This is a genomic window from Deinococcus aquaedulcis, from assembly GCF_019693445.1.
Lineage (GTDB): Bacteria > Deinococcota > Deinococci > Deinococcales > Deinococcaceae > Deinococcus > Deinococcus aquaedulcis.
In genome coordinates this window covers 107129-129273 of record NZ_JAHRBL010000004.1, presented here as the reverse complement: position 1 = coordinate 129273, position 22145 = coordinate 107129, and the positions used below count along the sequence as shown (strand labels likewise).

Annotated in this window: 22 protein-coding genes and 1 riboswitch; of the genes, 11 read left to right on the top strand and 11 right to left on the bottom strand. The window is 66.4% G+C overall.

Going from position 1 to position 22145, the window contains the following annotated elements; all coding sequences use genetic code 11:
- Window positions 1–311 precede the first annotated feature (311 nt).
- Together KMW22_RS07300 and KMW22_RS07295 are read right to left on the bottom strand one after the other, a co-directional pair.
- On the bottom strand, window positions 312–2819 hold the full coding sequence (locus tag KMW22_RS07300) for an eCIS core domain-containing protein (RefSeq protein ID WP_328774624.1): 2508 nt from the start codon (window positions 2817–2819) through the stop codon (window positions 312–314).
- 583 nt (window positions 2820–3402) lie between these two features.
- Complete coding sequence (locus KMW22_RS07295; protein ID WP_221089375.1) at window positions 3403–3834, bottom strand: MarR family winged helix-turn-helix transcriptional regulator; 432 nt, start codon at window positions 3832–3834, stop codon at window positions 3403–3405.
- 70 nt (window positions 3835–3904) lie between these two features.
- On the opposite strand from KMW22_RS07295, the gene KMW22_RS07290 reads away from it, so the two are divergent.
- A complete protein-coding gene (locus KMW22_RS07290) occupies window positions 3905–4423 on the top strand; it encodes a DUF6022 family protein (protein ID WP_221089374.1) in 519 nt (172 codons plus the stop codon).
- Between the two features lie 72 nt (window positions 4424–4495).
- Window positions 4496–6730 (top strand): ATP-binding cassette domain-containing protein, encoded by a 2235-nt coding sequence (locus tag KMW22_RS07285; RefSeq protein WP_221089373.1) that lies wholly within the window; start codon window positions 4496–4498, stop codon window positions 6728–6730.
- 405 nt (window positions 6731–7135) lie between these two features.
- Here the strand turns inward: KMW22_RS07285 and KMW22_RS07280 are convergent, their stop codons facing one another.
- The 4 genes from KMW22_RS07280 to KMW22_RS07265 all read right to left on the bottom strand — a co-directional run bounded on the left by KMW22_RS07280 (window position 7136) and on the right by KMW22_RS07265 (window position 9404).
- Window positions 7136–7756, bottom strand: coding sequence for a histidine phosphatase family protein (locus KMW22_RS07280; protein WP_221089372.1), 621 nt, complete (start codon window positions 7754–7756; stop codon window positions 7136–7138).
- Window positions 7753–8196, bottom strand: a complete 444-nt coding sequence (locus KMW22_RS07275; RefSeq protein ID WP_107138532.1) for an acyl-CoA thioesterase — start codon at window positions 8194–8196, stop codon at window positions 7753–7755. Before KMW22_RS07275 ends, KMW22_RS07280 begins: the two co-directional genes overlap by 4 nt.
- Window positions 8197–8425: 229 nt before the next feature.
- On the bottom strand, window positions 8426–9106 hold the full coding sequence (locus tag KMW22_RS07270; RefSeq protein WP_221089371.1) for a hypothetical protein: 681 nt from the start codon (window positions 9104–9106) through the stop codon (window positions 8426–8428).
- Between the two features lie 76 nt (window positions 9107–9182).
- The gene (locus KMW22_RS07265) at window positions 9183–9404 is read right to left on the bottom strand and encodes a hypothetical protein (protein ID WP_221089370.1); all 222 of its coding nucleotides are present in this window, start codon (window positions 9402–9404) and stop codon (window positions 9183–9185) included.
- A 115-nt stretch (window positions 9405–9519) separates the two neighbouring features.
- Here KMW22_RS07265 and KMW22_RS07260 point away from each other — a divergent pair, with 115 nt between their 5' ends.
- Window positions 9520–9720: a hypothetical protein gene (locus KMW22_RS07260; protein ID WP_221089369.1), complete on the top strand. Its 201-nt coding sequence runs from the start codon at window positions 9520–9522 to the stop codon at window positions 9718–9720.
- Between the two features lie 58 nt (window positions 9721–9778).
- Here the strand turns inward: KMW22_RS07260 and KMW22_RS07255 are convergent, their stop codons facing one another.
- On the bottom strand, window positions 9779–9952 hold the full coding sequence (locus KMW22_RS07255) for a hypothetical protein (RefSeq protein WP_221089368.1): 174 nt from the start codon (window positions 9950–9952) through the stop codon (window positions 9779–9781).
- 115 nt (window positions 9953–10067) lie between these two features.
- On the opposite strand from KMW22_RS07255, the gene KMW22_RS07250 reads away from it, so the two are divergent.
- The 4 genes from KMW22_RS07250 to sugE all read left to right on the top strand — a co-directional run bounded on the left by KMW22_RS07250 (window position 10068) and on the right by sugE (window position 11858).
- Complete coding sequence (locus tag KMW22_RS07250; protein ID WP_221089367.1) at window positions 10068–10265, top strand: hypothetical protein; 198 nt, start codon at window positions 10068–10070, stop codon at window positions 10263–10265.
- Between the two features lie 74 nt (window positions 10266–10339).
- The gene (locus tag KMW22_RS07245; RefSeq protein ID WP_221089366.1) at window positions 10340–10837 is read left to right on the top strand and encodes a hypothetical protein; all 498 of its coding nucleotides are present in this window, start codon (window positions 10340–10342) and stop codon (window positions 10835–10837) included.
- Window positions 10834–11376 (top strand): hypothetical protein, encoded by a 543-nt coding sequence (locus KMW22_RS07240; RefSeq protein WP_221089365.1) that lies wholly within the window; start codon window positions 10834–10836, stop codon window positions 11374–11376. Before KMW22_RS07245 ends, KMW22_RS07240 begins: the two co-directional genes overlap by 4 nt.
- A gap of 67 nt (window positions 11377–11443) precedes the next feature.
- A riboswitch (guanidine-III (ykkC-III) riboswitch) is annotated at window positions 11444–11513 on the top strand.
- A gap of 24 nt (window positions 11514–11537) precedes the next feature.
- Entirely contained in the window at window positions 11538–11858 is a 321-nt protein-coding gene (sugE, locus tag KMW22_RS07235) for a quaternary ammonium compound efflux SMR transporter SugE (protein WP_221089364.1), read from the top strand.
- Between the two features lie 154 nt (window positions 11859–12012).
- Here sugE and KMW22_RS07230 read toward each other — a convergent pair whose 3' ends face one another.
- Together KMW22_RS07230 and KMW22_RS07225 are read right to left on the bottom strand one after the other, a co-directional pair.
- Window positions 12013–13101, bottom strand: a complete 1089-nt coding sequence (locus KMW22_RS07230; protein WP_221089363.1) for a quinone-dependent dihydroorotate dehydrogenase — start codon at window positions 13099–13101, stop codon at window positions 12013–12015.
- A 66-nt stretch (window positions 13102–13167) separates the two neighbouring features.
- The gene (locus KMW22_RS07225) at window positions 13168–13626 is read right to left on the bottom strand and encodes an RrF2 family transcriptional regulator (RefSeq protein WP_221089362.1); all 459 of its coding nucleotides are present in this window, start codon (window positions 13624–13626) and stop codon (window positions 13168–13170) included.
- 478 nt (window positions 13627–14104) lie between these two features.
- Here KMW22_RS07225 and KMW22_RS07220 point away from each other — a divergent pair, with 478 nt between their 5' ends.
- The 4 genes from KMW22_RS07220 to KMW22_RS07205 all read left to right on the top strand — a co-directional run bounded on the left by KMW22_RS07220 (window position 14105) and on the right by KMW22_RS07205 (window position 18350).
- Window positions 14105–14887 carry a hypothetical protein gene (locus KMW22_RS07220; RefSeq protein ID WP_221089361.1) on the top strand — a complete coding sequence of 261 codons (783 nt, stop codon included), beginning with the start codon at window positions 14105–14107 and terminating at the stop codon, window positions 14885–14887.
- 78 nt (window positions 14888–14965) lie between these two features.
- Window positions 14966–15457 carry a GNAT family N-acetyltransferase gene (locus KMW22_RS07215; protein ID WP_235692743.1) on the top strand — a complete coding sequence of 164 codons (492 nt, stop codon included), beginning with the start codon at window positions 14966–14968 and terminating at the stop codon, window positions 15455–15457.
- Window positions 15458–15771: 314 nt separating this feature from the next.
- Entirely contained in the window at window positions 15772–17652 is a 1881-nt protein-coding gene (locus KMW22_RS07210) for a chorismate-binding protein (protein ID WP_221089360.1), read from the top strand.
- Window positions 17649–18350, top strand: coding sequence for an aminotransferase class IV (locus KMW22_RS07205; RefSeq protein ID WP_221089359.1), 702 nt, complete (start codon window positions 17649–17651; stop codon window positions 18348–18350). The genes KMW22_RS07210 and KMW22_RS07205 overlap by 4 nt, the downstream gene beginning before the upstream one ends.
- 73 nt (window positions 18351–18423) lie before the next feature.
- Here KMW22_RS07205 and KMW22_RS07200 read toward each other — a convergent pair whose 3' ends face one another.
- Complete coding sequence (locus KMW22_RS07200) at window positions 18424–20880, bottom strand: cbb3-type cytochrome c oxidase subunit I (RefSeq protein ID WP_221089358.1); 2457 nt, start codon at window positions 20878–20880, stop codon at window positions 18424–18426.
- Window positions 20877–22073, bottom strand: a complete 1197-nt coding sequence (coxB, locus tag KMW22_RS07195) for a cytochrome c oxidase subunit II (protein WP_407928427.1) — start codon at window positions 22071–22073, stop codon at window positions 20877–20879. Before coxB ends, KMW22_RS07200 begins: the two co-directional genes overlap by 4 nt.
- Between the last annotated feature and the right edge of the window lie 72 nt (window positions 22074–22145).

The following is a 22145-nucleotide window of genomic DNA, read 5'->3' as shown; positions in this document are numbered from 1 at the left end:
ATAGAATGACAACTTCGCGGTATCAACTCTGCCCCCCGAATTGACCCTCAGCAGGAGCTGAGCACCAGAGACTAACTCTGAGCGCAGATCGTAGGTGAAAATCCTGAACATCTGGGACTCGTGTGAATACTTGTCGCCCAATGTATAGACCGGAAGAGCATCACATTTTAGCTTGCGACAAAAACTCGAATTCAGGAATTTTGACTCCGAATAAGTTGAGGCAAACAGGCCAAAAGCGCCGGCACAGGATCCTAGCGTTACAAACAAGAAAAGCATCGTGGTACAGCTTTTTTTAGGCAGTGATCGCATAATCATTTGGGGATAGTTGCCGGGATTCCCTGTAGAGCTTGAAGAATAGTCAAGCTGTTTCGCCCAACATCTTGCACACCATGAAGGCCCACATACTGTTGCCGAAGGGACGCAAACTGATTCACACTTGGCTGAGCGGGTAACTTCTTCATGACCTCCTGCAGAGGAACCGTCTCAGTGAAGATACCATCCCTAACGCCGTAGACAGCAATTTTATACGATGCGTCCGGATGCTGGGCCAGTTGGGGATTGGCCACAAAATCTGGATACTGGCCGTTCACTTTCCAGCCGTTGTCCCGGAAGATAACATTCCATTTTGCATAGTTGGCCCTCCCAGTAGGTTGGATCAAGCCACGGCCAATATACTTCCACCCATCGCCTGACTGAACAGAACCATTACCAAGGCGATTTGCATAAACCACATTGGCAAGAGCTTCTGGATTACGCAGGTATTGTGGAATAAGCTGAGGGTTCTTCTGGAAATACGAGAAGTTCATCAATCCTGACGGCTTAGTGTAGTACAGGCTTTCCGTGGTTGAGGGATCGAATTTTGACTCCTGCGACACATTCGCCAGGAGCATGGCAATCTCTCGTGGATCAGTCATGCCCGCCTGAATAGCTGTCTCCAATAGTTTCGGCACAGTGGAACGTACGAGGGCTTCGGTAGGCCGCTGCGCTTGTGGCAGCTTCAACAGCGCTGTTATTGCAGCATTCAAGAACGCAGGGTTAAGTCGCAAGGCCCCGCTCTGAGTTTGGCTTCCCTCACGCTTAACAAGTTCAGCTGTTGCACCCGGCGGGACAATGCCTACGCGCGCGAAGAAAGCCATCGGATCTTCGTAATGATCTTTGACATATTGATTGATTTTCTGTTGAGTCATCCCTGGCGCATTGACAGCCCCGTTCCACATCTCCGCTGCTACATATTTTTTGATCACGTCAAAATGCAGATGGGGCCCTTTGGTACCTGTATTGCCAATGACAGCCAACCCTTGGCCAGCCTTCACAATCTGCCCTACCTTCAAAGGCCCCAAATCTTTGAGATGGCCGTAACGGGTATGCCGCTTAAACTGAGGGTGATAAAGGACGATGGTATTGCCCATCCCCGTTTTGTCTTTAAACCACACAATCCCATCCGCAGCGGCTTTGGCCATAGAGCCACCGGCGACGTTTTCCTTGGTGGTATTAAGATCCCAGCCAGTATGGACTTGATAGAGTCCAGAGGCATAGCGAAGCGGCTTCTGCCCATCACTGTAATCCCAACCTTGTGCCAGAAACTCTGCAGCTGTCCAAGGACGCGCCGTCTGGACTTCATTGGGCTTCAAGCCCTTCACATCGGCCAGCCATTGCCGAGTCACCGCTTCGGTAAGACCCGTCGGTTGAGGTGAGAACCGAACTTCCCCCGATGAAGCAGTGGTGGTGGCAAACGAGCCAGTCGCACTGAAGTCGCCAGGATTGAGCTTCAAAACTGCCCCATTGGGGAGTTTAATTGACGCTGGAACTGGATAAATGCCCTGACCGCCAGCTTCTCCACCCTGAGGCGCCGCGCTGTCTGGTTCAGCGGCTTGCGGCTCCTGATACGCCGCCTTCAATTGATAAGTGGCCGGCTTCCCCTGCGCGTTCTGGCCCAACCATGTTCCCAACACGCGTACCGGCACGCCTTTTTCATCCTGCTCCACCCGGCCGTGGAATTTTCGCATCTTCCCTTTCAAGGTGCCTTCCTGGTACCGGGCAGTCCAGTACACATTGCCCTTGCTGTCCATGAAGCCGTCTATTCGACCTGACCCGTTGGCTGCCGTGAACTGTCCCACCACCACACCCTTGCCAATCACCTGAAGTGAGGTGATGGTCAACTCGACGTTCCCTGCCGTGCCCGTCAGTTGCCCACCAAAAGCGTGGGCCTGCTGCCAGCGCCGGGAAGGAGTTGGGGCCGCCAAACGCTGCACCGCACCAGGGCCTTGCACCGTGCCGGCCTGCAAAGGACCAGCCCGGCGAATGGCCTGCCGGGGCATGGCCGCCACCCGCTGGCCCATAGCCTGTGCCTGTGCTTCCAGCCCGGGGTCCGGGTCTATGCCGGGGCCCACCTGCCCCTGCATCTGCTGCACCGCGTGTGTGGCCTCGTGTGCCAGCAGCTCCAGCCCCGTTTGTGTGTTGGGCTCGTACTGTCCAGCCTGAAAGTAAATATCGGTGCCACTGGTAAAGGCCAGAGCATTCACGCTCTTGGCGAGCAGATGGGCCTCGGCGTCGGTGTGCACGCGCACGCGGCTCAGGTCGTGGTTCAGGCCCTGTTCCAGGTGGCGCTGCACCGCTTCGGGAAGGGGGTTGCCGCTGCCCCGCCGCGCCTGAATCCGCGCCAAGGCTGGTTGCGCGCTGTGGGCGTCCAGTTCGGCCAGCTGGCGCTGCAGGGCCTCTCCAGCCTGCGTGGCCTGCTCGGTCTCCATACGGGCCAGGGCGGCGTCCAGAGCGCGCTGCACGGCCGGGCGTTCTGATGGCGGAAGCAGGCCCAGTGTCACACGGGCCACTGGCGCACTGAGGGGATGGCGGTGAAGTTGGGCGAGGTGCTCGGCCATGCTCGCCTGCCGGGCCGGGGCCAGTTCAGGGCTCTGCCGATATGCCTGCCCCAGCTGGCTCGCCACCTGCCGCTGCAGGGCCGTCCACCCGCTCCATTCCCGGGGCGAGAGCGACCTGCCTTCAGTCTGCTGGGCCTGATACCGCATCACCGTGACCCACTCGGCCGGTGTATGGGGCCTGACAGGCACCGCTTCCGCTGAGACGAGGGCCGGCGCCGCCTGCACCCGCTCGGTGAAAGCCTGCCTCTGAAGTAGACCGTGATGCTGGTCAGCTTGAAGCAGTGCCGAAGCCGTTAGCGCTGGCTGTGCTCGCTGCCGTTGCAGCCCTGGCGCCCGGAACAGATGCTCCGTAGGCAACTGGTCCTGCCGCGCAACGCTCGCTGGCACAGCGACAGGGGTTGACTGCGGCGTTTCAGGCGCCTTCGCCCGGCGTGGGGATTTGGGTTCGAGTGTCATGGTGCCCTCCCGGTCACTTCTGATGGTAGAGGACAGTGGCGGCGACGTCGTGCGAGGTTGTGGACCTCCTCTACAGCGCCTCCTCCACCGCTGCCAGCACCTGCGCTGCCGCCCGCAGCTTGGTCTCGTCCATGCCGTGCGCCACCCGGTTGGCCCAGACGGCCTGCGCCTCCTCAATGGTGGTCAGCACCCGCTGGCCTTCCGGGGTCAGGCGCAGCAGCTTGGCGCGCTTGTGGTCGGGGTTGGGCTCATAGGCGGCCAGGCCGTCCCCTACTAGCAGGTCCGCCGTGCGCTGCACGCTCTGGCGGGTCAGGCCCATGGTGCGGGCCACCGCCGCCACGGTCTGCGGCGCGTGATCAATGCAGCCCATCACCTGCCAGCGGCTGCTCGTCTGGCCGCTGGGGGCCGTTAACTTGTCGCCGGCATCCAGCAGCAGGCCGCTGAGGCGAAACACCTGCACCACAAGGTCAGCGAAGGCAGCGGCAGCGGGCGTGGGGGCCATAGCTTGACAGCATACTGTCAATTCGGGTACGCTGGCCCACTTGACAGCATTCTGTCAAAAGGAGGCCATCATGACCGTCCTTTCCCCTGTTCCGAGCGGTGACATTGAGGCGCTGGGCGACTGGCTGGATGCCCAGCTGGCCGCGCAGTGGCAAGACGTGCTGGGCACGCACGCCGGGAAACTGGCCGACGCCTACGCCCGGGCCGGTGACGCCGCCTACGGCACCTACCTGAACCTGCTGCTGCGCGGGGCCAAACGCGAGCTGCGCGCCGCTGGCCTGCGCGCCCAGCCGCCCCTCCCGGGTGACTTTGGGGTGTCGCGCGAATGGGGCAACGCGCAGGAGACAGACCAGGAACGCTGGATGTGGAGTGTCCTGCACAGCCCAGACGGTACCCCGCTGGGCACGCTGGTCGTGGCGATGGCGCACGACCATACTCGCTTTCACCTGCCCCGGCGGCCCCGGGCGTTTGGGGTGCCCAGCGTTGACCTGACGCAGACGGAGACCCTGCTCGGTGAACGGTCGGCTGACTTTGCGGCGGCCCTCCCCTTCCATGCCTGGTACGAAGCTGACCTGAAACGCCAAACATGAAGCCCCGCTCAAGACCAGACGTCGGGGATTTTCACATCTGGCTCAGAGACGCTGGAGGCAGGAGGGCAAACCATGAGCGACAGGGCCTTTATCGAAGTGCGCGGCGCGCGCGAACACAACCTCAAGAACGTCTCGGTGGACATTCCCAAACACCGCGTCACGGTGTTTACGGGCGTCTCGGGTTCGGGCAAATCATCGCTGGTGTTCGACACCGTCGCCGCTGAGGCTCAGCGGCAACTGAACGAGACCTTCACCGCCTTTGTGCAGGGCTTCCTGCCGCACTACGGGCAGCCGGACGTGGACCGGGTGAGCCACCTGAATGCCCCGGTCATCATCAACCAGAAGCGGGTGGGGGGTGGGTCGCGCTCCACCGTGGGCACCTACACCGATATCGCCGCGCCGCTGCGGCTGCTGTTTTCCCGCGTGGGGCAGCCGGCGGCGGGCCCGGCCTTTGCCTTTTCCTTCAACACCCCCCAGGGCATGTGCCCGGAATGCGAGGGCATTGGCCGCACCACGCAGCTGGAACTGGGCCGGCTGCTGGACCGCACGAAATCCCTGAACGGCGGCGCCATTCTGCACCCGGACTACCAGCCCGGCAAGTGGCTGTGGAAGACCTATGCCCTGAGCGGCCTCTTTGACAACGATAAACCCCTGGACGCCTACAGCGAGCGCGAGTGGCACGACCTGCTGCACGGCCAGGACCTGAAGGTGTCGCTGGGCGAGATCAACATGACCTACGAGGGCCTTGTGCCCCGTTTCCAGCGCATGTACCTCAGCCGGGACGCGGCGAGCATGTCAGACCGGGGGCGGGCCGTGCTGGAGCGCTTTACCACCTCGGCCGTGTGCCCGGTGTGCCACGGGGCGCGGCTGAATGCCGCCGCGCTGGCCTGCCGCATTCAGGGCCGCAACATCGCGGAACTCTCGGACCTCGAAGCCACGGACCTGCTGGCCTTCGTGCAGGGCTTGACCTACCCGGGAGCTGCCCGGGTGGCCGCCCACTTAGCAGAGCGGCTCTCGCACCTGATCGGCATTGGCCTGGGCTACCTGAGCCTGGGGCGCGAGACAGCCAGCCTGTCGGGCGGCGAAAGCCAGCGCCTGAAACTGGTGCGCCACCTGGGCAACAGCCTGACCGACATGCTGTACGTGCTGGACGAACCCAGCGTGGGCCTGCACCCACGCGACGTCTCCCGCCTGACGGGGCTGCTGGCCCAGCTGCGCGACAAGGGCAACACGGTGCTGGTGGTGGAACACGACCCCGACGTGATTCGCGTGGCCGACCATGTCGTGGACCTGGGGCCGGGCGCGGGCGTGCACGGGGGACAGGTGGTGTTTCAGGGCACCGCCGCCGAACTGGAGCAGGCCCCCACCCTGACGGGGCGGCACCTCGCGCAGCAGCTGCCACTGAAGACCGAGGTCAGAGCGCCGCGCGGCTGGCTGCCGGTGGAAGGCGCGCGGCAGCACAACCTCAAGAACGTCTCGGTGGCCTTTCCTACAGGGGTCTTTACGGTGGTCACGGGCGTGGCGGGTTCAGGCAAAAGCACCCTGATTCACGACGTGTTCCTGCCCCAGCACCCAGACGCTGTGGTGATTGACCAGTCGCGGGTGACAGCCAACAGCCGCTCGGCGCCAGCCACCTACACCGGCATCATGGACCCCATCCGCAAGGCGTTTGCGAAGGCCAGCGGTCAGAACGCGTCCCTGTTCAGTTTCAATTCCGAGGGCAGCTGCCCCCACTGCAGCGGCCTGGGCGTGGTGTACACCGACCTCGCGTTTATGGAGGGCATTACTTCGGTGTGCGAGGTCTGCGAGGGCCAGCGCTTCCGCCCCGAGGTGCTGCGCCACACCCTGCGCGGCCAGACCATCAGCGGCGTGCTGAACATGACCGCCGAAGCCGCCCTGGCCTTTTTTACCGAAAAGCCCATTCGCGCGGTGTTGCAGGCCATGAACGATGTGGGTCTGGGCTACCTGACGCTGGGCCAGCCCCTGAGCACGGTCTCGGGCGGCGAGGGCCAGCGCCTGAAACTTGCCACAGAACTGCACAAGAAGGGCAGCGTGTACGTGATGGACGAACCCACGACGGGGCTGCACCTCTCGGACATTGGCCTGCTGCTGAACATCGTGGACCGGCTGGTGGACGGGGGCAACACGGTCATTCTGATTGAGCACCAGCTGGACGTGATTCGGCAGGCGGACTGGTTGGTGGACCTGGGGCCGGAGGGGGGCCGGGCGGGGGGGGAGGTGCTGTACAGCGGGCCGCCGAAGGGGCTGTTGGGGTGTGAGCGGTCGGTGACGAGGCGGTTTTTGTAGGGGTTCGGGCGGGTTTCTCCACTGATGGCCCCACCCCCCAGCCCCCTACCCCAGAGGGGCAGGGGGAGCAACGCTGCGCTGAGCAAGAGTTTCTACTGAGGTTGGCGGAGTTGCTCTCTTCGTTGACGTGTCCGGCTTCGACGCCATCCGCTGATGACGCGCAATGGCCCGCGCCCTTCGGGCACGACGGCCTCGTCTGGACCTGGGCGGTAGGGGGGCAGGAAGGCTGGGTGCGAACCAGAAGGTTCTACTTTCAGGGCTTTGCTCCCCTCTCCCCGGGTGGGACTCGCAGAGCTGCGCCGCAGAGAGGGGCTGGGGGTGAGGGGGCATGTGGCCCACACGCCCGCCCACCTCCAGCTCCCATCTTTCTCCACTCCCTACTCCCCACTTCCCACACCCCGCCTCTCACTCCAGATGCGCGTGGTCGTTGTAGCTCAGCAGGGTCCAGCGGCCGTCCACACAGGTCAGGGTGGTCAGGCCGGTGTGGGACAGCTGGTAGGGAAAGGGCAGCACGTAGCCGGGCTGCGGCGCGGCGGGCCAGCCGAACAGGTCGCACAGCAGGGCGCGGATGGCGGCGCCGTGGGAAAAGGCGATGATGCGTCCGCTGGGCAGGGCCTCGGCCCAGTTGCGCATGCGGGCGGCCACTTCTTCCAGGCTCTCGCCGCCGGGGGCTGGCAGGCGCCAGGGGTCGCGCTGCCACTCGGTGTAGCGGGGGTCATGCAGCACGTCGTCGGTGGTCACGCCCTCGAAGTCGCCAAACAGCAGTTCGCGCAGGCGCACGTCCAGAATCATGGGGGCGCCGGGCAGCGCCAGTTCGGCGGTGCGCGCCGCGCGGCTCAGGTCGCTGCTGTGCACCTCGTCGTAGGTGCGCCCTGCCAGCCGGGCCCGCAGGCTCAGGGCCTGGGCCTCGCCCGCCTCGGCCAGCGGGGTATCGGTCCAGCCCTGCCAGCGCCCAGCGCCGTTCCAGTCGGTCCGCGCGTGGCGTACCAGGGTCAGGTGCAGCAGGGGCGAGAGGGCATCGGTCATGGGCGGGCGTCCGGGTCAGGCTGGGCGCTGCGGGTGTCCTGGCCCTCGGGCAGCGGGGGCACCGGGCGGGGTTTGCCCTGGTCATCCAGCGCCACGAACACGAAAAAGCCGGTGGTCGCCAGTTCCTGGTCGCCGCTGGCCATGTGTTCGCGGTACACGTCCACCCGGATGGTCATGGAGGTGCGGCCCACGCGCACCACCTGGGCGTCCAGGGCCACGGCGTCGGCCACGCGGATGGGCACGTGAAAATCCACGCCGTCCATGCGGGCCGTGACCACGTTGCCCCCGGCGTGGCGCACGGCCGCAATGCTGGCCGCTTTGTCCATCAGGGACAGCACCCAGCCCCCAAAGGCGGTGCCGTGGTAGTTCGTATCTTTGGGAAACACCAGTTCCAGCATGCGCGCGCGGCTGCGCGGCGCCTTTTTCGGATTCTCGTCCATGTCGCTTCTCCCTGTACACCTGCACGCACGGCAGGCGGTCAGGGGTGAGTGTACACGGCCCTTGTCGTCTCAGCCCGGTCCCTGCCACCGGGAGGGTCTGATCAGCAGAGGGCCTAGTTCCTGGCTCTGCCTGACAGCCAGGACAGGCGCCAGCGGCGGCCCGGGGTCAGTTGTGCCCCCCTGAAAAGACGTGGCCCGGAGTCGCTGTCCGTGTCCCTGCAGGAGAGGATCAGGGTGACGCGCTCATGGTGAACGTTCCTTTCACCTTGTCGAACCGGTAGTAATACAGCGGCAGCACCCTTCCCTGGTAGGCAAAGGCCAGATCTGTGTTCAGCACCGCCACGGTGATCGTCGTTCCGTGCTGCGGAAAGATGCACATGCCCCCGGCGCTCTCGTTGCTGCGCAAATAGGGCCCGTAGGACTTCAGGCGGGCGCGCGCCGTCTGGTACACCTTCGCCTCGTCTGGAGACACAGGGCCGCCGTCAAAGGGAAAGGGGGATTTACAGCTACTGGAGATATTCAGCGTGTCGTCGGGGGGATCAACGTAGCGAGTGCCGTCCCAGCCAAGAAAAGCCGCTGCTGGCCCACAGGGGTAGTCGCCACAACCGGCCCTTGGAGTGAAGACGGTATTGATCCCGACAATGGCCTTGCCATTGGTGGTGCGCCAGATGGCCAACTCTGTGAAACGGGAGCGCCGATCACCCCAGCGGGCGTAGGCGTTAGTGTTGTCCTGCACCGTGGGCTTGGTGTTCTTGGGCAGCAAGACCAAGGGATTAAACCAGAAGTCCGGCAAATTATGGCTGTTGTCCCTGAGCTTGGCCACCGTGTTCAGGAAAGCCGGCAGTTCAAGCTTGATCGCCTGGGTGGTCGACAAGCCCAGCAGGGCAAGCAGGGCGAGGAATCGGTGCATGGTCATCTCCTTCTGGGCGCGGGGCCTGCGACCACAAGACCCGTCCTGTGACGCCGTGAGCACTTCCTAGCCATCCCTACTCGGTGCCGCGCAACAGCTCGTACAGTTCCTGTTCCTCGTTCAGCGTGAAGCTGCCGGGCAGGCCGGCCTGGGCCATGAAGGCCGTCGCCACACCAATAGCCCGCTCTGAGGCGCTTTCGGGGTCCAGCGGCGCGGCCTGCGTGCGCAACTGGCCGTATTCCAGACGGGCAAAATACATTGCGGTGGCCACGGCCAGGCGTTCCAGAGAAGCGGTCATTCCTTACCCTAACAGGGCCACGGGCCGCGCCCGGCCGCACTTGCCGCGCGCAAGGTCCGTGCCTGCCTTGACCCCCCTCTCACCGCTGCGCCATACAGGCGCGGCACGCTGAGGCATGACCCAGAATCCGAACGACCCCAGTATGGGCACCGACCTGACCGAGCAGCAGGCCACCGACCTGAACGCCAGGGACAGCCGGGGTGCTCGCCAGGAGCCCGGCGCCCAGATGGACGACGCCGAGGCCGCTCAGGGCGTAAAAAGCGACGCCGAGGGTGAGCGCCCCGGGCTTGATCCGGCCAAAAAGGGCCCCAGCTGAAGCCACAACCACAGGAAGCCCCACCGACCTGAACAGCGTCGGTGGGGCTTTTCGCAGCTCAGCTGTGGCCGGGGTCGCTGTCGTCGCTGGGGCGGCCGTGGGTGCCCGGTTCGGTGGGGGCGGGCGAGGTGGGCTGGGGCGCGTTCTGGCCGCCACCGGGCGGGTTTTGGTGCTGGCTGGGGCGGTCGGCATCGCTGACGGGGGTCTGGGCGCCGGGGTTCGGGTCAGTCATAGGGCCTCCTGCCCGCAGCATGGCGTGGACCCATTTAAAAGTGCCCTGGCCGGGCTCAAGGGGTCTTGGCCTTTGAGCCGGGAACGCCCCGGACGGGCGCCGCGTATACGGCGGCATGGTTCGTGTTTCCAGACGTGTGGCGCTGGTGGCCGGGGTGATAACGGTCGTGGTGGGCGCGGCCCTGGCCGGGCCGGTGCAGACCGCGTTTGCCAGCTCCCCGCCAGTAGGCGCCTGCCCGGTCGCCGGCCGCGCACCCATGCCCATCGCCTGTGTTCCCAACCTGCACCCGGACTGGACCCCCCAGCGGCCCTAGGCACCCCCCTGCCCCGGCGCCGCTGCATCTTTGGGCGGATGCGCGCCCCCGGCTGGGCTTCTTACGCTGCCTGCATGCTCAGCGAGGAGGATCGCCGCCGCATTGAGGCGGAGGAACTGGCGGCCCTGCAGGTAGGCGAGGCCGCGCAGCAGCGCGCGCAGCGCCGACTGGCCGAGGCCGCCTACCGCCGCGAGGTGCGCGCCGCCCTGCGCCCGCGCCCGGTGTGGTGGCCGCTGCGCTGGGCGCTGCCCTTCGTGCCGGTGGTGGCCCTGGCGGTGTGGCTGGCACTGCGCCCAGCCACTCCCCTGCCGGGCACCGACGTGGCGGGCGGCATCAGTGCCGCAGGGCTGCTCACACGTTGCCGCGCGCCCCTGGCCGCCGCGCTGGGGCAGGTGCCAGAAGCCCTGCATCTGCCCACAGCCACCGAAGCCGCCACGCAGATGGCCGCCAGCCCGGACGGCCGCACCTGGAATGGGCGGGTGCCGGGCCCTGGCGGCGCGCCCGTAGATTTGGTCTGCACGTACACCGCCGCTGACGACAGCGTGAGCGTAACGGTGCTGGAGGAACCATGAACCGTCTGCTGCGCCCCCTGCTGCTGCTCCCGCTGCTGGTCTTGCCTGCCGAGGCGCTGGGCAACCCCCCTGTGCCGGTGCCGCGCGAAAAGGTCACCCTCCGCTGCACCGATAGTTATTTCAAGGCCAGCCGCGACAACTTCCTGCTGGCCGACGAAACCTACCCCACGTGCACCCTGCGCCTGCCGCTGGCCCTGACGCAGCGCTGGCCGGGGGCCCGCACCTTTTTCCTGATTCCGCGCGTGTCGGCCACGTTATACGCCAAAGATGCCCGGGGCCAGGGCCAGTGGCTGCCGCTGGCCCCGCTGGTCAACCCCGGCCCCGATCCCCTGCACCGCGCCGTCAGTGCCGCCGGCTACGAAGCCGTTGAACTGAGCGCCAGGCTAGGCAAACTCACCGACGCGGCGGGCGAGCGCACCCCCGATACGGTCAGCGCCGGGGGCAAACTGACGGTGTGCGCCGCGCCCGTGCCCCGGAACGTGGCCCCCTGCACCACCTTTGACATCGCGGCCCGCTTCAAGGTCTACCGCCGGGGCTAGGCGCTGCCGCCTCACCGCCTTTACACCCCTCTCTCCTCTTGCTTACACAGGGCCCCTATACTGCCCTCAGTCGCCCCCACCAGGGCCGATTCCGGACGAGAGCACCGCCGTACCCGGTCACGACAAGACGGCGCAGGGCACAGTGGAGGTGTCTGTTCGTCATGGCATGGATCTTGTTGGTGATTGCAGGTCTGCTGGAAGTCGGCTGGGCCATTGGCCTCAAATACACCGAGGGCTTTACTCGCCCCCTGCCCACCGCGCTGACCCTGCTGAGCATGGTGGCCAGCATGGGCCTGCTGGGGCTGGCCACCAAAACGCTGCCGATTGGCACGGCGTACGGCGTGTGGGTGGGCATTGGGGCGGTGGGCGCGGCCATCCTGGGCATCGTGCTGTTTCAGGAGCCCGCCACCGCGCCGCGCCTGCTGTTCATGGCGCTGATGGTCGTGGCGATTGTGGGCCTGAAGGCGACGAGCGGACATTAGGGGGCAGATGGCCGACAGCAAATGGCTCAAGGCCAGAAGCGGTCCTGATGGTGCGTGTTGGTGAGCCGCTGGGCCTGTTGCCGTTGAGCCACCACCAGCGGGCAGATGGCGAAAAGCGCAGCCATCTGCCTGCTGCCATCTGCCATCGGCGCACTTACCCCGCGTCCACCCCGACCACTTCATCTATGCCCCGCAACCCATCGCGGCGCAGCAGTTCGGCCAAACCGGCATTCAGTTCGCGGACCAGCCCGGGGCCTTTGTAGATCAGGGCGGAATAGACCTCAACGAGGCTGGCGCCCGCGCGAATCTTGTCGTAGGCGTCCTGGGCGGTGAAGATGCCGCCCACGCCCACGATGGGTACCCGGCCCCCAGTCAGGCGGTAGGCCTCACGGACCAGGGCCGTGGACCGCGCGGTCAGCGGGCGCCCGCTGAGGCCGCCGGCCTCCTGCTGGGCGGGGTGGGTCAGGCCGCCCCGGGCCAGGGTGGTGTTGCTGATGATCAGCCCGGCCGCCCCCGCGCCCACCACCGCCGCCACACTGGCCTCGAAATCGGCGGAGTGCAGGTCCGGGGCCAGCTTCACGAGTACCGGGGGGCGGCGCAGGGCGCGCACCCGGCCCGCCTCAACCTCGTCCAGCACGGCGCGCACCAGGGCCGCCAGCTCATCGGCGGCCTGCAGGGCGCGCAGGCCCGGGGTATTGGGGCTGCTGACATTCACCACAAAGGCGTCGGCCACGTCCTGCAGCGCGGCTACACAGCGGCGGTAATCCTGTGCGGCGGCCTCGTTGGGGGTGGCCTTGTTCTTGCCGATGTTTACCCACACGGGTGCCGGGCGGGTTCGCAGCCCTTGAAGCCGGCCGTGCAGCGCCTCGGTGCCGCCGTTGTTAAAGCCCATGCGGTTAATCAGTGCTTCGTCGGGCGGCAGGCGAAACAGGCGCGGCCGGTCATTGCCTGGCTGCGGCTGGGGCGTGACTGTCCCCACCTCCAGAAACCCGAAGCCCAGCGCACTGAACGCGGGCACGGCCACGCCGTTCTTGTCCAGCCCCGCCGCCAGCCCCACGGGCGAGGCGAAGGCTTGCCCCCACAGGGTCTGGCACAGAGTTTCGCCGCCTGGGACGGTCAGGGCGCGCGCCGCCTGGGGCCACAGCGGCACCTTCGAGGCTGCCTCCAGGCCCCCCAGGGTGAGGTGGTGGGCGTCTTCGGCATCCAGGCGAAACAGCAGCGGCTTCAGCAGCGAGCGGTACACGTAGGGAAGATAGTGGATGGGTGATGGACAGGATTGACCTCTCCATCACCCATCACCCCTAAACCATCAACCCGGATGCAGGTAGCTGCCCTCCAGCTGCACCAGCCGGGCGTGCTGCTGGCGCTCGCTTTCCACGATCAGGTCGGCCAGGGTGGTGCTGCCCAGCACGTCGCGCAGGGCGGTGTCCACGCGGTGCCACAGGCTCTGGGTGCCGCAGACATTCTGGCTTTCACACACATGGTCGTCTTCCACGCACGACACCGGGGCGATGCTGCCTTCCATGGCGGTGACCACGTCGTAGGCGTTGATCTCGTGCGGGGGCCGGGCCAGGCGGTAGCCGCCGTGCGCGCCGCGAATGCTCTTGATAAACCCGGCCCGGCGCAGATTGCTGGCAATCTGCTCCAGGTAGTGCTGGCTGATGCCCTGGCGTTCGGACACGTCTTTAAGGGGCACGGCCTCGCCGCCCCGCCGCGCGATCTCGATCAGGGCGCGCAGCCCGTATTGCGCTTTGGTGGACACCCACATGGCCCCAGTGTACCCCGCCAAACCCGGATAGACCGTAAGGGTTTCCCTGAGGAAAGGAAGTGGCTGGCCCGGCTGGGAGGATGCAGCGGCGTGGTCACATCCGGTCAAGGTGCCCTGCCAAAGAGAAAGCCCCGAGCCCCACCCACACACTCCACAGGCAGAACAAGGCTAGCCAGAGCGCCAACTGCACGCTTTTTGTCCACATGGCGTAGGCGCCGTAGCCCATGCCCAGCGTGCCCAGGCCTGCGCCGGCCAGATTCAGCCCTTCGCGCCAGAGGGGGGAGGGGCCAAACAACCGCATGAGCCCAAAACAGAGAACGGCACTCCCGAGAAGACCGAAGAAAATCTTCTTCTGGCTGAGTTCAAGGTCTGGCCTTGACCATGAGCGTAGGCCCTGAATCCGGGCATGTCGCTCAGATATGCGCCGCCTTTCCCCCGCGAAACGCCCACGCAACGCCCCACCCCGTACCGTGCGCCCATGACCCTGCACCACCTTCGCCACGCGGCGCTGATCACACTGGGCGCCCTGACCCTGAGCACCCTGGCCCCGGCCCATGCCAGCTGTTTTCTGTTTATCTGCAGTTTAGAGGCCACCGGCAGTCTGGCCACGAACGGGCAGGTGGACGCCCTGTACCGCGAGGTGCTGGGCCGTCCCAGCAGCTTGCAGGAACGCAGCTTGTGGGCCGCGCGCGGCTACCGCGACGACAACCTGAGCGCGGCCCAGGAAAACCAGGTGCGTGCCGAACTGACCCGTAACCTGCATGCCCCCGGCGCGGCAGCCATCCTGACCGACCTGACCCGGCGCGTGTTTTTCGATGCGATGGGCGGCACCCCGCACCCGAATAATCCCTTTTTCAAACTGCTGGGCAAGCTGGCTCAGAAACCCGAGAGCACCTACAGCAGCCTGCTGGCCTTTACCCGCACCTACCTGCAAGACCCCCAGATTGACGGCGCCCGCGAAGGCCTGATCCGCGCGGCCTTCATGCGCAGCCTGGGCCGCACGGCCAGCACCGCCGACCTGACGTACTGGCAGGCCAACATCAAGGCCAACGGCACCACCTACCAGGAAGTCATGCGCGCCGCCCAGGACTGGGTGCTGGCTGCCGGCAACGAAGCCGAATTCGCCGCCCTGATCCGCCGCGCCTTCAAGGCCGCTGGCCGCGCCGAGCCGACGAACACCCAGATTGTGCAGATTCGCCTCGCCAACCAGAACACCCGGCGCACCTTCGACGGCTGGAAAACGTTTATCCAGAAGTTCTGACGCGGGAACCTTCTGCCACCCCCCTGGAGGCACAGAGAGCTGGCGCCCAATCCCCGAGCGCCATGCCACCATGCGCCCATGACGCTCCGCCTTGAGCCCTTTCGACCGGCCTTTGAAGCCGCGCTGCTGAACTTGGTGCTGTCCCCAGAGCAACTGGCCTTCACCGCCCACCCCCGTGACCTGCTGACGCAGGTGCAGGCGGACCCAGACCGGCTGGCAGTGGCTCTTCTGGACGGCGAACGCCCGGTGGGCCTGTTTGCTCTGTCGGTGGGTGCTCACTGCGACAAGTATCTGCCGCAGCCCGACCCCGGCGCCGTGGCCCTCAGCGCCCTGAGCGTGGACGCCCGCGAGCAGGGACGCGGCCTGGGGACAGCAGCCATGCGCGCCCTGCCCAGCTTTGTGCCCAGGCATTTTCCGCAGGCGCGGCGTGTGGTGCTGGCCGTCAACCAGCGCAACCCCGCCGCCCGGCGCACCTACGACCGCGCCGGCTTTGCTCTGCTCGGCGAACGCCAAGGCCCCGCCGGCCCCCAGTGGGTGATGACCTTGTCGCTGCACTCAAGCACGTCGTAAGCGCACAACCGTCCCCCACTCCGCCTTGCCTTTCCCTCTGTCTTTTGAAAAGTGAACCTGCTGGGCCGCACCAAGGCAGCCTGCCCCCATACCACCCAGGTCCAGACGAGGCCGTCGTGCGTGCAGCGCGCGGGCCATTGCGCTGGGGCGGAGGCTGGCGTCGAAGCCGGACACGTTACCTAAGAGAGCGAGCCAGCCAACTTCAGGAGAAACTCTTGCCCGGTGCGAACATCTGCTCCCCCCGTCCCTTCTGGGGATGGGGGGTGGGGCCACCGCAGCAAACGCCCCCATCCCCCCCCCGCTACAATCCCCCCGTGACCGCGCCTGCGCCCCTCTCCCCCGCCGACGCCCTGCGCCGCCTGCACGCCGCCGGCGCCCCGGGCCTCGTGCTGCTGGACTCCCTGGGCCCCGTCACCCCAGACAGCCGCTGGTCCTTTCTGAGCGCGTGGCCCCAGGCGGTGCGCCATGACCTCCCCGACCCCCCGGGGGGCCACACCTTTTTCCCCGCATGGCTGGGCGGCCTGAAGTACGAGGCGGCCCGCGCGTTTGGCCTGCACACCCACGCCCCCCAGGGGCCGGCCATGTGGTGGGGCCACTACCCCTCGGGGCTGGTGTGGGACCGGCAGGCGTGCACCGTGGCCGTGGTGGGCGAGCCCCATGTGCCCTGGGCCGAGTGGCTGACGCTGGACCCGGGCCCCGAACCCACCCTGACCGTGGGTCCCTTCGGCGCCGACGACGTGGACTATCCGGCAGGCGTGCACGCCGTGCAGGACCTGATCCGGGCCGGCGAGGTCTATCAGGTCAACCTCTCGCGCGGGGTGCGGGCGGCGGCGCAGGGCGACCCCCTGGCCGCCTACCTGCGCCTGCGCGAGGTGAACCCCAGCCCCTTCATGGCCTACGCCGACTTTGGCGACGAGGTGGTGGTGTCGTGCAGCCCGGAACGCCTGGTGCGCTGGGCCGGCGGAATGCTGAGTGCCCGCCCCATTGCCGGCACCCGCCGCCGGGGCGACACCCCGCAGGAGGACGCGGCCTTTGAAGCCGAATTGAGAAGCAGCCCCAAGGAGGTGGCCGAACACACCATGCTGGTGGACCTCGTGCGCCACGACCTGGGGCGGGTGGCGGCCCCGGGCACCGTGACCGTACCGGACCTGATGCTGGTGGAGCGTTACAGCCACGTCATGCATCTGGTCTCCGAGGTGACGGCGCAGGCCCGCCCCGGCATCACGCTGCGCGAGGTGCTGGCGGCCACTTTCCCCGGCGGCACCATCACCGGCGCCCCCAAAGAGCGGGTGATGGAGGCGATTGCGGCCCTGGAACCGGGCCCACGCGGCTGGTACACGGGCGGTCTGGGCCGGCTGAGCGGCGAGGGCCTGGACCTGAACATCCTGATTCGCACGGCGGCCTTTACGCGCACGCCCCAGGGCTGGACCGTGGAGGTGCGCGCAGGCGGCGGCACCGTGATTGACGCCGACCCCACGCGTGAGGCGCAGGAAACGGTCCACAAAGCCCAGGCGCTGCTGAGCGTGCTGGCCGGCGTGCCGGGCCGCCCCGCGCAGCCCCCCGCGCCCCCGGTGCCCGGCCGCCCCTGGGCCCCACCCCCCGCCCCGGGCCACAGCGAACTGCGCGTGCTGCTGCTGGACAACCGCGATTCCTTTACCTGGAATCTGGCGCACGATCTGCTGGCCCTGGGCGCCCAGGTGGAGGTGCGGTCGCAGGACGAGGACGCCCTGGTCCTGCTGCGCGGCCAACCACACGCTGTGCTGGTGGGCCCCGGCCCCGGCACGCCAGAGACCAGTGGCTGCACCCTGGCCCTCACCCGCGCCTGCCTGGAACGGCGGATCCCGCTGCTGGGCGTGTGTCTGGGGCATCAGGCGCTGGGGCAGGTGCTGGGCGGACAGGTCGTGCGTGCGCAGCCGGTGCATGGCCGCCCGGAATACGTGCGCCACAGCGGCACGGACCTGTTTGCTGGCGTGCCGCAGGGGGCCGCGTTTGGGCGCTACCACTCGCTGGTGGTGCGCGGCCTGGACCCGACGTTGGTGACCGCCCAGAGCGCCGACGGCGAGGCGATGGCCCTGGCGGTGCCCGGCCAGCCCGCCTGGGGGGTGCAGTTTCACCCGGAAAGCGTGCTCAGCCCGGCCGGGCGCCTTCTGCTGGGCAACTGGCTGAAGCTCAGCGCCGCTGCCCAGCCTCGATGAAACCGCTGCCCGAGGCGGTACGGGTGCCCGCGTGGCTGCACGGGGCCAGCGCTTTTACCACCGTGCGCACCCGTCACGGCGAGGCCCTACTGTGGCCCCAGCATCTGACCCGTCTGCGCGCCACCTGTACCTTTCTGGGACTGCCCGCACCCGACCCCGATCGGCCGCCCCTGGCCCCCTTCCCCTGGGGCCTGCTGCGCGTCACGGTCACCGGGGAAGGAACCTTCTGGTCGCACACCCCACTCACCCCAGGGCCTTGCCCGCTGGAAGGCGTGGCCGTGCGCCTCACCGACCTTCAGGTGCACCCCCAACTGGCGGCCCATAAGACCGGCAATTACCTGCCCTACCGCCTCGCCGCCGGGCAAGCGGCCCCGGCCTTCGAAGGCTGGCTGACCAATCCGGGCGGGGAGCTGGTGGACGGCAGCCGCACCTCCCCGGTGCTGGAACTGGGCGGCGAACTCGTTCTCCCTGCTGGCGGCCTGCCGGGCCTGACCCGCGCAGTGTGGCTGGAGGGGCGGGCCTTCACCGAGCGCCCCGTGCACACCCGTGAACTCCTGAGGGTCACCCGAGCGTGGGTGTGCGGCAGCGGGGTGGGGGTGGTGCCGGTGCGGCGGCTTGATGGCCCTGGGCTTGCCCTTGACCTGCCCGTGGCTTGGCCTGACACCGATCACCCCGCGCTGGTCTGGCCAGAGGGGTAAAGCCAGCAGGAGCCCTTCACCCCAAACAAAAGAGGCGCCCCACACCAGGGCGCCTCTTGCTGTTGAGCTGTTCTTACCAGGCGTAGAAGATCGCCACGATCAGCAGCCACACCACGTCCACCAGGTGCCAGTACAGGCTGGCGGGGGTAATGGAGCCGTGGTTGTACTTGTCCATCTTGCCGGTCATGGTCTGGTAGAAGGGCAGCGCGATCCCGGTGCCGCCAATCAGGATGTGCAGACCGTGCAGACCCACGATGATGAAGAAGCACGCCTGCCACAGGTTCTGCTTCCAGTCGCTCTCCACGCCGAACAGCGTGAACTCGTACACCTGGAAAATCATGAAGATGGCGCCCAGGAGCAAGGTTACGAAGAGGCCAAGCCGGAAGCGGGTGAGCTTGCCGTGGTGGTTGTCCTGCTCGGCGCGGTGAACCACGAACGAGCTCGCGACCAGCACCAGGGTGTTCAGCGCCGCCAGCCAGATGGTGGGGCGCAGGGCGGGAGGCTCGGCGGCGCCAATGACGCGCAAGTACACGTACCCGGCAATCAGCACGCCGAACAGGCCCACTTCCGAGATGATGAACCACGCCATGCCCATGAAGCCGTTGTCGTACTTGGTCAGGTGATGGTGCGCCACAGGGACCGCGTATTCACGGGTGCCCGCCCACTTGAACAGGCTGTACAGGAACACCGGGAAGCTGAGGTACAGGATGACGGTGGCCAACTGGAAGCCGAAGCCCGCCTCGCCAAAGGGCCGCAGGCCCCCCGTCGGGGTGTAGTTCGTGAACCAGCCGAAGCTCAGGCCGTAGCCCATCAGCAGCAGGCCCACAGCCGTCATGAACGGCCAGATGGAATCCTGGGGCAGGTGGATGGTCTTGGGGTCCACGGGCGTCAGGGTCTCGCCGCTCTGCTCCCAGTCGTACAGGGGACGCTCGGTGGGGAAGGACTTGGGGAACTCGTGGGCAAAGTTGTAGGGCTTGGGCGGGCTGTCGGCCGTCCACTCCAGGGTGAAGCCGCCCCAGGGGTTGGGCGAGGCCGTGGCGGGCGCGCGCACGCTCTGCACCATGTTCCACACCCACACGATGCCGCCGGCCAGCAGGGTCAGGGCGCCCAGGGTGGACAGGAAGTTCAGCTCGGTCCAGGCGAGGTTGCCAGCCGGGTAGGTGTAGTAACGGCGGGGCATGCCCAGTAGGCCCAGAATGTACTGCGGCAGGAAGGTCAGCCACGAGCCGATCATGAACAGCCAGAAGTGCACGAGGCCCAGCTTCTCGCTCATGAAGCGCCCGGTCATCTTGGGCCACCAGTAGTACAGGCCGCCCATGGCCAGGAACGCCGTGCCGAACATCATCACGTTGTGGAAATGCGCCACCACGTAGTAGGACATGGTGACCTGGTAATCGAAGGGGATCATGCCCAGCGAAACGCCGGTAATCCCGCCGATCAGGAAGTTGAAGATAAAGCCCACCAGCCAGTAGGTTGGCGACTTCATGATGATGCGCCCGCCCCACAGCGTGCCGATCAGGTTGAAGATCTTCACGCCGGTGGGCACGGCCACGATCAGGGTGGCGATCATAAAGGCGATCTGCCACGCTTCGGGCAGGCCCACGGCGAACATGTGGTGCACCCACACGAGCAGCGACACCAGCACGATGCCCAGAATCGAGTACACCATCACGCGGTAGCCGAACAGCGGCTTGCGCGCCATGGTCGAGGCGATTTCGGCGCCGATGCCCAGGTAGGGCAGCAGCATCACGTACACGGCCGGGTGCGAGTAGAACCAGAAGAACTGCTGGAACATGACGGGCACGCCGCCAATGCCAGAGTTGAACATGCTCAGGCCCAGCTTCAGTTCCAGGTAGGTGACCAGCGCCGCCGCCGTCAGGCCGCCCAGCGAGATCAGCTGCAGCATGGAGGTGGCAAAGATGCTCCAGGCAAAGATGGGCATCTTCCACAGGCTCATGCCCGGGGCGCGCATGTTGACCACCGTGGCGGCAAAGTTCGCGCTACCCAGCAGCGAGGCGATGCCGTTGAGGGTCAGCGCGACCATCAGCACCGAGACGCCGGTCTGGTTGGCGTCCACGGACAGCGGGTAATAGAAGGTCCAGCCCACGCCGGGGGCGCCGCCGTTCCACAGGCCCAGCACCACCAGAATGAGGCTGAAGATAAAGAGCCACACTGCGAAGGTGTTGATGCGCGGCAGCGCCACGTCACGCACACCCAGTTGCAGCGGCAGGAACCAGTTCCCGAAGCCGAACAGGCCAATGGGAATCAGGAAGAAGAAAATCATCAGGGCGGCGTGGATAGTCAGCACCTGGTTATAGGTGTTGCCCACCAGGAAGGTGTTGTCCGGTACCGCCAGCTGCAGGCGGATCAGCACCGCCAGAATCCCGGCGATGGCAAAGCCCAGGATGCTGGTGCCGATATACAGATTCCCGATCTTCTTGTGATCGGTGGTCATCATGTAGTCCTTCAGGACATGCCACAGGCCCGGGCGGGCGCCATGTTCCTGAAGGGGAGCGTGCTGAACGGTCACTGGGTGCCTCCGTTGCCGGACGCGCCGATCACGGGCACGTCACGCCAGTAGTCCGCTTCTTCCGGCAGCTTGAGGCTGCGCAGGTAGGCGGCGATTGCATTGATCTCCTGGTCGGTCAGAACGCCACCCTTCTGCATCTTGCCGTTCGCCATGTACTCGCTGCCGTCATAGCTGGGCATCAGGGCGCCGGGCTTGACTTGGGGCGCGTGCTTGAGCCAGGGAATCAGCATGTCCTGGGCCTTCTGTCCTTCCCACATCCCCGCGCCGAGGGTGCGGCGGGTGCCGAAGAAGCTCAGGTCCGGGCCCACCACGCCCGCCGCCGGGGTGCCCTGCACGCGGTGACAGCCCGCGCAGGTCGCGGCGCCCGTGGCGGGCTTGCCCTGCATGAAGAGCTTGTAGCCCAGTTCCTCCGGGCTGCCGGGGGCGGGTTCAGGGGCGCGGTAGGCCTTCATGGCGGCCAGGGTGGCGTCATAACGGGCCTGATCCAGCGCAATCACCTTGTAGCGCATGTTGGCGTGGCTGGCCCCGCACAACTGCGAACAGTTGCCCTGGTAGACGCCGGCGCGGTCCGTGTCCACGTTCCACGTCTTCTTGACGGCGGGCATGGCGGCGCGCTGACCCCCAATGTTGGGCGCCCAGAAACCGTGAATCACGTCGCCGCTGGTCACGGTCAGGGCCACCGGCTGCTTGGTGGGCATCAGCATCTCGTTGCCGTTGGCCACGTTGCCGCCTGCGTCGGCCTTCTGCTCGGGGTATTCGAAATTCCACCAGAACTGCTTGGCCAGAATGTCAATCTTGGTGGCCTGCTCCGGGGTGGGGTTCAGGATCGCCATGGAGCGCACGGTCAGCACGCTCAGGAAAATCACGATCACCACGGGCACCGCGACCAGCCAGATTTCCAGCTTGTTGTTGCCGTGAAACTGCGCGGGCGGCGCGTCGTGCTTGTCTTCACGGAACTTCTGCACCGTGTAGAACAGCGCGAACGACACGCCCAGGAAGATGATGATCGAGAGCGCAATGGCCCACAGGCTCATCACCCAGATTTCCCGGTTGAAAGCCGACGCCATGTCCCCAATCGAGAGGCTCTGCTGCGCCTGCTGACAGCCGGTGAGCAGGGCCGTACCCAAAACCGCCAGGGGGGCCAGTGCCCACCTGGATCGCCGTGTGCCGCTGTGGCGGTGTGTGGTATTCAACGTCACTCCTTTCCTCTTCCTCGCAGTGTAAAACGTTCTGCGCGCCCTTGCGCGAGGGCCGCGCCCCTCAGG

Coding starts and splice junctions, on each gene's coding strand:
- KMW22_RS07285 (WP_221089373.1), top strand. CDS start 4,496: ATGAGCGACAGGGCCTTTATCGAAGTGCGCGGCGCGCGCGAACACAAC.
- KMW22_RS07250 (WP_221089367.1), top strand. CDS start 10,068: ATGGTTCGTGTTTCCAGACGTGTGGCGCTGGTGGCCGGGGTGATAACG.
- KMW22_RS07295 (WP_221089375.1), bottom strand. CDS start 3,834: ATGGCCCCCACGCCCGCTGCCGCTGCCTTCGCTGACCTTGTGGTGCAG.
- KMW22_RS07225 (WP_221089362.1), bottom strand. CDS start 13,626: ATGTGGGTGTCCACCAAAGCGCAATACGGGCTGCGCGCCCTGATCGAG.
- KMW22_RS07215 (WP_235692743.1), top strand. CDS start 14,966: ATGACGCTCCGCCTTGAGCCCTTTCGACCGGCCTTTGAAGCCGCGCTG.
- KMW22_RS07290 (WP_221089374.1), top strand. CDS start 3,905: ATGACCGTCCTTTCCCCTGTTCCGAGCGGTGACATTGAGGCGCTGGGC.
- KMW22_RS07205 (WP_221089359.1), top strand. CDS start 17,649: ATGAAACCGCTGCCCGAGGCGGTACGGGTGCCCGCGTGGCTGCACGGG.
- KMW22_RS07245 (WP_221089366.1), top strand. CDS start 10,340: ATGCTCAGCGAGGAGGATCGCCGCCGCATTGAGGCGGAGGAACTGGCG.
- sugE (WP_221089364.1), top strand. CDS start 11,538: ATGGCATGGATCTTGTTGGTGATTGCAGGTCTGCTGGAAGTCGGCTGG.
- KMW22_RS07270 (WP_221089371.1), bottom strand. CDS start 9,106: ATGCACCGATTCCTCGCCCTGCTTGCCCTGCTGGGCTTGTCGACCACC.
- KMW22_RS07275 (WP_107138532.1), bottom strand. CDS start 8,196: ATGGACGAGAATCCGAAAAAGGCGCCGCGCAGCCGCGCGCGCATGCTG.
- KMW22_RS07280 (WP_221089372.1), bottom strand. CDS start 7,756: ATGACCGATGCCCTCTCGCCCCTGCTGCACCTGACCCTGGTACGCCAC.
- KMW22_RS07255 (WP_221089368.1), bottom strand. CDS start 9,952: ATGACTGACCCGAACCCCGGCGCCCAGACCCCCGTCAGCGATGCCGAC.
- KMW22_RS07265 (WP_221089370.1), bottom strand. CDS start 9,404: ATGACCGCTTCTCTGGAACGCCTGGCCGTGGCCACCGCAATGTATTTT.
- KMW22_RS07240 (WP_221089365.1), top strand. CDS start 10,834: ATGAACCGTCTGCTGCGCCCCCTGCTGCTGCTCCCGCTGCTGGTCTTG.
- KMW22_RS07220 (WP_221089361.1), top strand. CDS start 14,105: ATGACCCTGCACCACCTTCGCCACGCGGCGCTGATCACACTGGGCGCC.
- KMW22_RS07260 (WP_221089369.1), top strand. CDS start 9,520: ATGACCCAGAATCCGAACGACCCCAGTATGGGCACCGACCTGACCGAG.